This window comes from Pseudomonas sp. JAI111, from assembly GCF_024809425.1.
In the GTDB taxonomy this organism is placed as follows: domain Bacteria; phylum Pseudomonadota; class Gammaproteobacteria; order Pseudomonadales; family Pseudomonadaceae; genus Aquipseudomonas.
In genome coordinates, this window is the sequence record NZ_JANUCB010000005.1 from 387,663 (window position 1) to 399,866 (window position 12,204).

At 60.6% G+C, this 12,204-nt stretch carries 9 protein-coding genes and 2 riboswitches; of the genes, 5 read left to right on the forward strand and 4 right to left on the reverse strand.

Going from position 1 to position 12,204, the window contains the following annotated elements; all coding sequences use genetic code 11:
* Positions 1-2: 2 nt before the first annotated feature.
* Entirely contained in the window at positions 3-1,064 is a 1,062-nt protein-coding gene (gene cobW / locus HNR03_RS18590; protein ID WP_310504568.1) for a cobalamin biosynthesis protein CobW, read from the reverse strand.
* A gap of 99 nt (positions 1,065-1,163) precedes the next feature.
* A riboswitch (cobalamin riboswitch) is annotated at positions 1,164-1,376 on the reverse strand.
* 199 nt (positions 1,377-1,575) lie between these two features.
* Positions 1,576-1,804, forward strand: a riboswitch (cobalamin riboswitch).
* A gap of 118 nt (positions 1,805-1,922) precedes the next feature.
* On the opposite strand from cobW, the gene HNR03_RS18595 reads away from it, so the two are divergent.
* The 4 genes from HNR03_RS18595 (at position 1,923) to cobM (ending at position 4,081) form a co-directional block, all read left to right on the forward strand.
* Positions 1,923-2,126 (forward strand): CbtB domain-containing protein, encoded by a 204-nt coding sequence (locus HNR03_RS18595; protein ID WP_259155081.1) that lies wholly within the window; start codon positions 1,923-1,925, stop codon positions 2,124-2,126.
* Positions 2,127-2,137: 11 nt separating this feature from the next.
* A complete protein-coding gene (locus HNR03_RS18600; RefSeq protein WP_090183436.1) occupies positions 2,138-2,842 on the forward strand; it encodes a CbtA family protein in 705 nt (234 codons plus the stop codon).
* Entirely contained in the window at positions 2,839-3,252 is a 414-nt protein-coding gene (locus HNR03_RS18605; RefSeq protein ID WP_259155082.1) for a cobalamin biosynthesis protein, read from the forward strand. Before HNR03_RS18600 ends, HNR03_RS18605 begins: the two co-directional genes overlap by 4 nt.
* 82 nt (positions 3,253-3,334) lie before the next feature.
* Positions 3,335-4,081: a precorrin-4 C(11)-methyltransferase gene (cobM, locus tag HNR03_RS18610; RefSeq protein ID WP_222586426.1), complete on the forward strand. Its 747-nt coding sequence runs from the start codon at positions 3,335-3,337 to the stop codon at positions 4,079-4,081.
* Between the two features lie 185 nt (positions 4,082-4,266).
* On the opposite strand, the gene nfuA is transcribed toward cobM, so the two are convergent.
* The 3 genes from nfuA to HNR03_RS18625 form a co-directional block, all read right to left on the reverse strand.
* Positions 4,267-4,851 (reverse strand): Fe-S biogenesis protein NfuA, encoded by a 585-nt coding sequence (gene nfuA, locus HNR03_RS18615; protein WP_007898222.1) that lies wholly within the window; start codon positions 4,849-4,851, stop codon positions 4,267-4,269.
* Positions 4,852-4,908: 57 nt separating this feature from the next.
* Complete coding sequence (locus HNR03_RS18620; RefSeq protein ID WP_259155083.1) at positions 4,909-5,943, reverse strand: acyltransferase; 1,035 nt, start codon at positions 5,941-5,943, stop codon at positions 4,909-4,911.
* 97 nt (positions 5,944-6,040) lie between these two features.
* Positions 6,041-8,338, reverse strand: coding sequence for a fatty acid cis/trans isomerase (locus HNR03_RS18625; RefSeq protein WP_259155084.1), 2,298 nt, complete (start codon positions 8,336-8,338; stop codon positions 6,041-6,043).
* Between the two features lie 155 nt (positions 8,339-8,493).
* On the opposite strand from HNR03_RS18625, the gene metH reads away from it, so the two are divergent.
* A complete protein-coding gene (gene metH / locus HNR03_RS18630) occupies positions 8,494-12,204 on the forward strand; it encodes a methionine synthase (protein WP_259155085.1) in 3,711 nt (1,236 codons plus the stop codon).

Sequence of the window (12,204 nt, forward strand, 5' to 3'; positions counted from 1 at the left end):
GCTTACACGCTGAGCGCGGCGCGCAATTGCGCTTCGAGCAGGACAGCGTCCAGTTCCTGACCGATCAGCACCAGACGCGTGGTGCGCGCTTCGGCGGCGCCCCACTGACGGTCGAAATGCTTGTCGAAACGCGTGCCCACGCCCTGGATCAGCAGGCGCATCGGTTTGTTCGGGATGGCCGCGAAACCTTTGACTCGCAGGATGCCGTGCTGGACCACCAGTTGGGTCAGCGCGTCCAGCAGCAGGCTCTCGTCGGCTTGTGGCAGTTCGATGGAGATCGAGTCGAACGCATCGTGGTCGTGATCGTCCTCGCCTTCATGGTGGTGATCGTGATGGCTGTGACGGCTGTCGATGTGTTCTTCGGAGCCGGCGCCAAGGCCGATCAGCACGTCCAGTGGCACACGGCCGCTGCTGGCTTCGATGACTTTGACGGCTGGCGGCAATTCTTCGGCGACTTCCAGGCGCACCCGGGCCAGGTCTTCAGGGCTGATCAGGTCGGCCTTGTTGAGAATCACCAGGTCGGCGCTGGCCAGTTGGTCGGCGAACAGCTCGTGCAATGGCGATTCGTGATCCAGGTTCGGGTCGAGTTTGCGTTGGGCGTCGACCTGGTCCGGGAAGGCGGCGAAAGTGCCGGCAGCGACGGCCGGGCTGTCGACCACGGTGATCACCGCATCAACGGTGCAGGCGCTGCGGATTTCCGGCCACTGGAAGGCTTGAACCAGAGGCTTTGGCAGCGCCAGGCCCGAGGTTTCGATGAGGATGTGGTCGAGGTCGTCGCGACGCGCCACCAGTTCGCGCATCACCGGGAAGAACTCTTCCTGGACGGTGCAGCACAGGCAGCCGTTGGCCAGTTCGTAGACGCGGCCGTTGGCTTCTTCTTCAGTGCAGCCAATGGAACACTGCTTGAGGATTTCGCCGTCGATGCCCAGTTCGCCGAACTCGTTGACGATCACCGCGATGCGGCGGCCCTGAGCGTTGTCGAGCATGTGCCGCAGCAAGGTGGTTTTGCCCGAGCCGAGGAAGCCGGTGACGATGGTGACAGGGATTTTGGCCAGTGTTTTCATCGGATGCCCTTTGGCAAGGTGGCGGGCATACGGGACGACAATCGCTGCGACGGATGCGCGCGCGGAAGAGTTCGCCACCGGATCACCCCGCCCGGTTGTAGTGAGAATCTGTGTCGAGGCAGGTCTCCTGGCTGACGGTGTGCCAATGGCAGACTGGCATTCGCTGCGCCTTCCCGCGAACCCGTTGTGCAGGGTTTGCAGTGGCGTGGCAGCGAACATCACCGTTCACAGTTGCGGGGGCAGCCGCGGCATCGACCGCGTTCCCTTCTTAGCTTCGGCAAACGCCGAAGAACCTCGAAAGCGCAAGGCTACGCATCGTGTGGGGGCGGGTCAATCGTTGACCTGCCCAATGATCGTTCCCACGCTCTGCGTGGGAATGCAGCCCGGGACGCTCTGCGTCCCTTCGCAGCCGAACGCGGAGCGTCCGTTGAGGCATTCCCACGCAGAGCGTGGGAACGATCAACCAAACGAGAAACCATGCCAATTGACTACCCCGCCCTGCCCATGCTCTCCTACACGCCTTGTTACGGGTGCCCTTCACAGGGTGAAACGGGAAACCGGTGAATCATGTGCTTTACTCAAGGCCATGTCAGTCCGGTGCTGCCCCCGCAACGGTAAGCGAGCGGAGCGTCAGATCCACTGTGCCAGCAGTTCGGCATGGGAAGGTGATGCTTGCAGGTTCAGGCGCAAGCCTTGACCCCTCGTGAGCCCGGAGACCGGCCCGCAACACAAAGTGACCATTACGATCACTGAATAACAAACCCGCGGTGGGCGGGCGCTGTTTGAACCTCTGCATGCCCGTTCGCAGGGGTCTTCCATGCGCTCTATTCACCCACTGACAGACCAGAGGGATGCGCCATGTCGATCATCAGCAGCACCGGCAGCCACGCCGACAAGAGCACCGCCAGCACCACCACGACCCTGACTCAACGCCTGACCGCCGCCGTGTTTGCGTCGATCCTGGGTGCGAGCCTGGTCTATTTCGCCGGCTTTTCACACATTGAAGCGGTGCACAACGCCGCGCACGATACCCGACACAGCTCCGCGTTCCCGTGCCATTGAGGCCAGCCGAGATGATCAAGCGTATTGCGCAAACCGCGGGTTTCACCGGGTTGCTGGCCGCGTTGCTGCTGACCCTGCTGCAAAGCTTCTGGGTGGCACCGCTGATTTTGCAGGCCGAGACGTACGAAAAATCCGAACCGGCTGCGGTTGAAGTTCACGAACATGCCGCCGGTGTCGCTGCGCACACCCACGATGCCGAAGCCTGGGAACCGCAAGACGGTTGGCAGCGCGTGCTGTCGACGACGGGCGGCAATCTGGTGGTGGCCGTCGGTTTCGCCCTGATGCTGGCCGGTCTCTACACCTTGCGTGCACCGACCAAAACCGCTCAAGGCCTGCTCTGGGGCCTGGCCGGTTACGCGACATTCGTGCTGGCGCCGACCCTTGGCCTGCCGCCTGAACTGCCAGGCACCGCCGCGGCCGATCTGGCGCAACGACAAATCTGGTGGATCGGCACGGCCGCCTCTACCGCTGTTGGCATCGCGTTGATCGTGTTCAGCCGCCACTGGCTGATGAAGATCCTCGGCGTGGCCATTCTGGTGGTTCCGCATGTCATCGGCGCGCCACAACCGGAAGTGCATTCGATGCTCGCTCCGCAAGCCCTGGAAACCCAGTTCAAAATCGCTTCGCAGCTGACCAACCTCGGGTTCTGGCTGGCCTTGGGCCTGATCAGCGCCTGGTTGTTCCGTCGCAAAAGCGATGGCCAATACCACGCATGACTGATACCAGCACAGCGCCGACTTTAGTGGTCGGCCTGGGCTGCCAGCGCGGCTGCCCCGTCAGCACGCTGCGGGCGTTGCTCGATCAGGCATTACAGGCGCATAACATCGCACTTCACCAGATCAAGGCCCTGGCCAGCATCGACCTGAAGCGCGGCGAACCTGGCCTGCTCGAACTCGCCGAACAACTCGCGTTACCGCTGATGTATTTCAGCAGTGAAGAACTGGACGTTTATAAAGCGCAACTCAGCCATCATTCGGACATCGCCTTCGAACGCACCGGCTGTTATGGCGTAGCGGAAAGTGCCGCACTGGCCCTGGCCGAACAACTGGCCCAGGCCCCGGCAAAGTTGCTCATTTCGCGACAAAAATACGCCCAGGCAACCCTGGCATTAGCCTGCGCTGCGTAAAATCCCCGATAATCCCTGCCCTCGATCATGAGCAATCTTCATCTGAAGCCTTGCCCAGCCCCTTTTTTGACAGGAACCGACGATGACCGTCTATTTCATTGGCGCAGGTCCCGGCGACCCGGAACTGATCACCGTCAAAGGCCAACGACTGATTCGCAGTTGCCCGGTGATCATCTACGCCGGCTCTCTGGTGCCCGCCGCCGTCCTCGAAGGCCATTGCGCCGAACAAGTGGTCAACAGCGCCGAACTGCACCTGGAACAGATCATCGAACTGATCAAGACCGCCCATGCCAACGGCCAGGACGTGGCGCGGGTGCATTCGGGTGATCCGAGTCTGTATGGCGCGATTGGCGAGCAGATCCGTTACCTGCGCGAGCTCGACATTGCGTTTGAAATCATTCCTGGTGTCACGGCGACGGCTGCCTGCGCGGCGCTGCTGGGGGCGGAGCTGACGTTACCGGATATCTCGCAAAGCGTGATCCTGACCCGCTACGCCGACAAGACAGCGATGCCGGCGGGTGAGGAGCTCGGCAGTCTGGCGCAGCACGGGGCCACGATGGCGATTCATCTGGGGGTCAATCACCTGGAGAAAATCCTCGTCGAATTGCTGCCGCATTACGGTGCGGACTGCCCGATCGCGGTGATTCACCGGGCGACCTGGCCGGATCAGGATTGGGTGGTGGGGACCCTGGCGGATATTGCAGAGAAGGTCCATGCCAAGGGATTTCGCCGCACGGCGTTGATTCTGGTGGGTCGGGTGTTGGGCAGTGATCACTTCAGTGAGTCATCGCTGTACCGCGCCGGGCATGCGCATTTGTATCGGCCCTGAAGTGATCGTTCCCACGCTCTGCGTGGGAATGCAGCCCGGGACGCTCCGCGTCCCAACAGCGGACGCAGAGCGTCCATTGAGGCATTCCCACGCAGAGCGTGGGAACGATCATGAACACATCGATCACCCATAAAAAAACGGCGCTCACGGGGCGCCGTTTTTTTTATCTGCAGCGAACACCTTACTCAGTAGTAGGCGTTTTCTTTCTGCGTGTGGTCGGTCACGTCGCGCACACCCTTGAGCTCGGGAATGCGCTCGAGCAAGGTGCGCTCGATGCCTTCACGAAGGGTGACGTCGGCCTGGCCGCAGCCTTGGCAACCGCCGCCGAACTTCAGAACGGCGATGCCGTCTTCGACCACATCAATCAGGCTGACCTGACCGCCGTGGCTCGCGAGCCCCGGGTTGATCTCGGTTTGCAGGTAGTAGTTGATGCGCTCGTTGACCGGGCTGTCAGCGTTGACCATCGGGACTTTGGCGTTTGGCGCCTTGATGGTCAGCTGGCCGCCCATGCGGTCGGTGGCGTAGTCGACTACCGCGTCGTCCAGGAAGGCTTCGCTGAACGAATCGATGTAGGCAGTGAAGCTTTTCAGCCCCAGCGCCGTGTCTTCAGGTTTTTCTTCGCCCGGCTTGCAGTAGGCAATGCAGGTTTCGGCGTACTGGGTGCCAGGCTGGGTGATAAAGACGCGGATGCCGATGCCCGGGGTGTTCTGCTTGGAGAGCAGATCAGCCAGATAATCGTGGGCGGCGTCGGTAATGGTAATAGCGGTCATGGAAACTCCTCGCAGGCTTGGGCGCAGTTTACGCCAATCATCGCGCCGTACAAAGTCCTAGTATTTTTGTCGGGAAAGAGCCGGCACCGCTTCAACTGCCGGTTCGCCGTCGATCAACTCTTTAAGCCACCGATAGCTGCGTTTTTCCACCCATTCGTAACTTGCCCAAGATGCCAGACCGATAGTCGCCACGCAAACGACGAACATCACGTAGGGATTTACACCATAACGCTGTGCGACAAATCCACCGGCAGACAGCACCAGCACGTGCATCAGGTACACCGAGTAGGAACAATTACCCAGCAGTTCAAACACCCGGTTGTTCTCGACGTAACGCTCCAGCGAGATGCACGCCATCACCAACACCGCACTCGGCACGCCCCAGGCCAGGAAACGCGGCGCTGGCGCCCAGTGATAAATGGCCAGCAGCGCGCCACCAATCCCCAGCAGCGGCAGCCACAAACCCGGCTTGATCCAGCCACGACGGTAAATCATGCCGATGGCGATCCCCAGCAGGAACTCATAAACGATGTCTGATCGGTAGAACTCGCTGACCCAGCCATAACCGGTCCAGGCCTGGCATACCGCAAACAGCAGTGCCGCAACGATCAATAGCCGCAGGTGCAAACGGAACAGCAACGCCCAGCCGAACAGCAAGTAGAAGAGCATTTCGTAGTTGAGGGTCCAGCCGACGTTGAGGGTCGGATAAATCCCGTAGCCGCCGGGATTCTGCGTAGGAATGAACAACAACGACAGCAGGAAATGCGACCAGTCGACGCTTTGATCCGGCAATACCGGGCGGGCAAACACCACCACCAGCGCCATCAGCGCGGTGTACAGCCAATACGCCGGGACGATCCGAAACAATCGATACAACAGAAATCGCGTCGGCGGCAGCGACTTGCCTTCGGTCGAGAGGAAGATCACCAGCCCACTGATGACGAAGAAAACGTCGACACCCGCCGCGCCCTTGTCGATGAACATCTGCCCCACCGGGCCACGGGCCTGGAAGTCGAAGAAAATCTGCATGAAATGGTGGCAGACCACCGCCCAGGCGGCGATGGCGCGCAGGGCTTGTACTGAAATCAACATGGATGGCCCTCTGATCGCAATCCGCAACCCACCGCAGATCCCACAAGGGTTGGGTGGTGCCTATGAAATCCGACACCAGCCCATCCTCAAAGGTCGATCAGAGATTCTCGTAGCGGTTCATGTCGAGCACGCCCTCTTCCACCGGATCGGTCTCGTGGATGTAGAGACTCAGGTCATGGAAGTAAAACCAGAACTGCGGATGACTGCGGCGAATGCCCCAACGCTTGACGATGCTCTCGAAACTGCTCGCATCCCTGGCATTTTCCATCGCGTCCACGAACGCCGGCACCTGCTCCGCCTGAATATTGAACATGAAGTTCGGATAGCTGCTGAGCACGCCCGGGAAAATGGTCAGGGTGTCGAGGCCAGGCTGATAGCGCAGCGATTCGCCGAGCAGGAACGCCACATTGCTGTGGGCGCGGTTGCGCAACAGGCTGTACATCTCACGTTTGCCGCTCGCGGTTTCAATGCGCAGCATCGTCGCTTCCGGCAACTGATCGATGACCTTCAAACCCGCTGCCGGGCGCGACGCCAGGCGGCTCAAGGCTTGTTCGGCATTTTGCAGCGCCGGGTCGATGTTCGGCCGCGAACAGTAAGCGCCGTCGCACCGGTTGATCGGATCGGGCTTGGCATTGAGCTCGCCGTAACGGGCCAGCAGTTGCATCGCAAAGTCGCGTTTCGGGTCTTTCTTGTCGAGTTTGAGTGCCGTCGGCTTGTCGTTGTCGATGGCCTCGTAATCGAGCCACATCTTGAATTTTCCGCTGGTCTGGTACCAATCGTCGAGATACCCATTGCGCGAGTCAGCGGGCATCAGGCGCAGGAAATTCTGCTCGGCACCGTTGCGGATGAGGTCGAAATACAGCCGCGTTTGCGCCTGATGGGACACATTGCCGAACACGTCGAAGTTGACCGCCAGTTGATAGTAGGTGCGTTCCAGCAGCGGAAAGTCGAACAGCCAGATGGTTTGCGGCACATCGCCGATCAAGCCCTTGTTCACCGACGCACTGTCGAAGTGCCGAAAGATACTCAGCAGCGAGTTGTCATTGCCGGCCCACAAGGTCGACCAGCTCGGTGCCGGCGCATCGGCATAACTGTCCCGGCGCAGTGCCTCGTACTCGTTGCGTTTGTTGCGGTAGTCGTGCCACAGGCTCAGGACACTGCCGACGTCGTCGTTCTGGCCCGGCATTGCCAGCAACGGCGTGGCCTGGCCGCGGTAGTTCGGATCGGTGATGTACAGATCGTGCTCTGGCGCCTGGAACAGCGCCCAGAAGTTGTCGCGAATCACATCCGTGGCGATTTGCCCGCGGCAGACCGGGCCGCGAATAAAAGTGCGCACAAAGTATTCGGCGTTATCGAGCATGAACTGATAACGCGCCTGCGCCGGGATCGCCTCAAAAGTGGCAAACGGATTGGCTCGACGCTCCGGGCCATAACCCGGCAAGGCGTTGACCTGCCAGTTGCCGTTGTAAAACAGGCTTTTGATCCGCGCCATCTTCGCCGCGCTCAGCGGATAGGTGATGTGGGTCTTGTGCACGATCACCCCCTGCACCGGCCACAAGCGGTAATACACTTGGGTGCCGGGGTCGTCGTTCGGGCGACGGGTGTTGATCAGGTCGATCGGCTGGCCGGTCGGAGTGCGCGAACGCACCCACTGGAAGAAGTGCCCCGGTTCACCGTCCTTGAAGTACAGATGCGCGAGAAACCAATGCTCGAACAGCCAACGCCCCACCAGGCTTTGCCGGGCGCCCGGTGAGTTGAGCAGGTTTTCCCACTGCACCACCTGCATGGCCTCGTTGGCGCTCGGGACCAGACCCTGTTCATCGATTGGCGCACCGGAGGCCAGCCAGCGTTGCAACGTCTGGTACTGCTGATCGGTCAGGCCAGTGACCGCCAGCGGCATGCCTTCTTTGGGATGTGTCCCGGCATAGCCTTCGAATTCGGCCGGCATGGCGCAGGTATTTTCCCGGTTAAGGCCGAGGACGATCTCGTCAGGCAACCTGGCGTTGGGTTGCAGCGGTGTTTTATGGCCCAGCTCAAGCATCCGCGCCATCAACGCCGCTTGACTGCCTTGGGCATCGAGCACCGAATAAAAGCCCTTTTGCTGCCAGGCACGTTTACCGAATGCATCGTAAAACAGGCGCGTCGGCGCGCTAGCCTGGCTGCGATCGCCGTCATAGACCGGGACTTTGGTCGCGCCACGCGCCGCCCCTTCGCCGCTGCCCAGATTGAGCTGACAGGCGGAGTCGTAGCAGGCATGGCAGGCCACGCACTTTTCGGTGAAGATCGGTTGGATGTCGCGGGTATAGGAAAGCGCCGTAGAAGTCGCCGGACCTTGCGCAGTCGCGTCCCAGCTTAAAAGCAGCAAAATAATACTGGTGATGACGCGATACGACATGTCCCTGGTCCTGATCGTGAAAAAACGCCGCGATTCTACCGGCCCGGCACCTGCACCAACATGAACGATATTCATGCAAAACCGGGGCATGCTCCAAAACCGCACAGGTTTGCTATCATCGCGCCCCTTCGTCATGGTCTTTCCGAGTAGTCCAAATGTCCGATCGCAGTGTTCGCCTTCAAGCTCTCAAGCACGCCCTCAAAGAGCGCATCCTGATTCTCGATGGCGGCATGGGCACGATGATCCAGAGCTATAAGCTCGAGGAGCAGGATTACCGCGGCAAACGCTTTGCTGACTGGCCGAGCGATGTCAAGGGCAACAACGACCTGTTGGTGCTGACCCGCCCGGACGTGATTGGCGGCATCGAGAAAGCCTACCTGGATGCCGGCGCCGACATTCTGGAAACCAACACCTTCAACGCCACCCAGATTTCCCTGGCCGACTACGGCATGCAGGGCCTGGCGTACGAGTTAAACGTAGAAGGCGCGCGCCTGGCCCGCAAGGTAGCCGATGCCAAGACCCTGGAAACCCCGGACAAGCCGCGTTTCGTCGCTGGCGTGCTCGGTCCTACAAGTCGCACCTGCTCGCTGTCCCCGGACGTGAACAACCCCGGCTACCGCAACGTGACCTTCGATGAACTGGTGGAAAACTACACCGAGTCCACCAAAGGCCTGATCGAAGGCGGTGCCGACCTGATCCTGATCGAAACCATCTTCGACACCTTGAACGCCAAAGCCGCGATCTTCGCCGTACAAGGCGTGTTCGAAGAGCTGGGCGTTGAACTGCCGATCATGATTTCCGGCACCATCACCGATGCTTCCGGCCGTACGCTGTCGGGCCAGACCACCGAAGCCTTCTGGAACTCCGTGGCCCACGCCAAGCCGATTTCGGTCGGCCTGAACTGCGCCCTCGGCGCCAGCGAGTTGCGCCCGTACCTGGAAGAGCTGTCGAACAAGGCCGGCACCCACGTATCGGCTCACCCGAACGCCGGCCTGCCGAACGAATTCGGCGAGTACGACGAACTGCCGTCGCAAACCGCCAAGGTCATTGAAGAATTCGCGCAAAGCGGCTTCCTGAACATCGTCGGCGGCTGCTGCGGCACCACCCCGGGCCATATCGAAGCCATTGCCAAAGCCGTGGCCGGTTACGCGCCGCGTCAAATCCCGGAGATCCCGAAGGCTTGCCGCCTGTCCGGCCTGGAACCGTTCACCATCGATCGCAACTCGTTGTTCGTCAACGTCGGTGAGCGCACCAACATCACAGGTTCGGCCAAGTTTGCGCGCCTGATCCGTGAAGACAACTACACCGAAGCCCTGGAAGTCGCCCTGCAGCAGGTCGAAGCCGGCGCCCAGGTGATCGACATCAACATGGACGAAGGGATGCTCGATTCGAAGAAGGCCATGGTGACCTTCCTTAATCTGATTGCCGGCGAACCGGACATCTCCCGGGTGCCGATCATGATCGACTCCTCCAAGTGGGAAGTGATCGAAGCCGGCCTCAAGTGCATCCAGGGCAAGGGCATCGTCAACTCGATCAGCATGAAAGAAGGCGTCGAGCAGTTCATCCATCACGCCAAGCTGTGCAAACGCTATGGCGCCGCCGTGGTGGTGATGGCGTTCGACGAAGCCGGCCAGGCCGACACCGAAGCGCGCAAGAAAGAAATCTGCAAACGCTCCTACGACATTCTGGTCAACGAAGTCGGCTTCCCGCCGGAAGACATCATCTTCGACCCGAACATCTTCGCCGTCGCGACCGGTATTGAAGAACACAACAACTATGCCGTTGACTTCATCAATGCCTGCGCCTACATCCGCGACGAGCTGCCGTACGCGCTGACCTCGGGTGGCGTGTCCAACGTGTCGTTCTCGTTCCGTGGCAACAACCCGGTGCGTGAGGCGATTCACTCAGTGTTCCTGCTGTATGCGATCCGCAATGGCCTGACCATGGGTATCGTCAACGCCGGTCAGCTGGAGATCTACGACCAGATCCCGACCGAACTGCGCGACGCCGTCGAAGACGTGATCCTCAACCGCACCCCGGAAGGCACCGACGCCCTCCTCGCCATTGCCGACAAATACAAAGGCGACGGCAGCGTCAAGGAAGCCGAGACCGAAGAGTGGCGCAACTGGGACGTCAACAAGCGTCTGGAGCATGCGCTGGTCAAGGGCATCACCACGCACATCGTTGAAGACACCGAAGAATCCCGCCAGTCCTTCGCGCGCCCGATCGAAGTGATCGAAGGCCCGCTGATGTCCGGCATGAACATCGTCGGCGACCTGTTCGGCGCCGGCAAAATGTTCCTGCCGCAGGTGGTGAAATCCGCCCGCGTAATGAAACAGGCCGTGGCCCACTTGATCCCGTTCATCGAACTGGAAAAAGGCGACAAACCGGAAGCCAAGGGCAAGATCCTGATGGCGACGGTCAAAGGCGACGTGCACGACATCGGCAAGAACATCGTCGGCGTGGTGCTGGGTTGCAACGGCTACGACATCGTTGACCTTGGCGTGATGGTCCCGGCCGAGAAAATCCTGCAAGTGGCCAAGGAGCAGAAGTGCGACATTATTGGCCTGTCCGGCCTGATCACCCCTTCGCTGGATGAAATGGTCCACGTGGCCCGCGAGATGCAGCGCCAGGACTTCCACCTGCCCTTGATGATCGGTGGCGCGACCACTTCCAAGGCTCACACGGCGGTGAAGATCGAACCCAAGTACAGCAACGACGCGGTGATCTACGTGACGGACGCCTCCCGCGCCGTGGGCGTAGCGACGCAGTTGCTGTCCAAGGAATTGAAGCCGGCGTTCGTCGAAAAGACCCGCCTCGAGTACATCGACGTTCGCGAGCGCACCGCCAACCGCAGCGCCCGCACCGAACGCCTGAGCTACCCGGCCGCCATCGCCAAGAAGCCGCAGTTCGACTGGAGCACCTACGCACCGGTCAAACCGACCTTCACCGGTTCGAAGGTGCTGGACAACATTGACCTCAAGGTTCTGGCCGAATACATCGACTGGACGCCGTTCTTTATCTCCTGGGACCTGGCCGGCAAGTTCCCGCGCATCCTTCAGGACGAAGTGGTCGGTGAAGCCGCTACCGCGTTGTACGCCGATGCCCAGGAAATGCTCGCCAAACTGATCGACGAAAAACTCATCAGCGCCCGTGCAGTGTTCGGCTTCTGGCCGGCCAACCAGGTGCGCGACGACGACATCGAAGTCTACGGCGACGATGGCAAGCCGATTGCCAAACTGCATCACTTGCGCCAGCAGATCATCAAGACCGACGGCAAGCCGAATTTCTCCCTGGCCGACTTCGTCGCGCCCAAGGACAGCGAAGTCACCGACTACGTGGGTGGCTTCATCACCACCGCGGGGATCGGCGCCGAAGAAGTGGCCAAGGCGTATCAGGACGCTGGCGACGATTACAACTCGATCATGGTCAAGGCCCTGGCCGACCGTTTGGCCGAGGCCTGCGCCGAGTGGCTGCACCAGCAAGTGCGTAAAGAGTACTGGGGTTACGCCAAGGACGAGACGCTGGACAACGAGGCGCTGATCAAAGAGCAATACACCGGCATCCGCCCGGCGCCGGGCTACCCGGCCTGCCCGGATCACACCGAGAAGAGCACCCTGTTCACCTTGCTCGATCCTGAAGCCAGCGAAATGAAGGCCGGACGCAGCGGCGTGTTCCTCACCGAACACTACGCGATGTTCCCGGCAGCGGCGGTCAGCGGCTGGTATTTCGCGCACCCGCAGGCGCAATACTTTGCCGTGGGCAAGATCGACAAGGATCAAGTGCAGAGCTACACGTCGCGCAAAGGCCAGGAATTGAGCGTGACCGAGCGCTGGCTCGCACCGAACCTCGGCTACGACAACTGA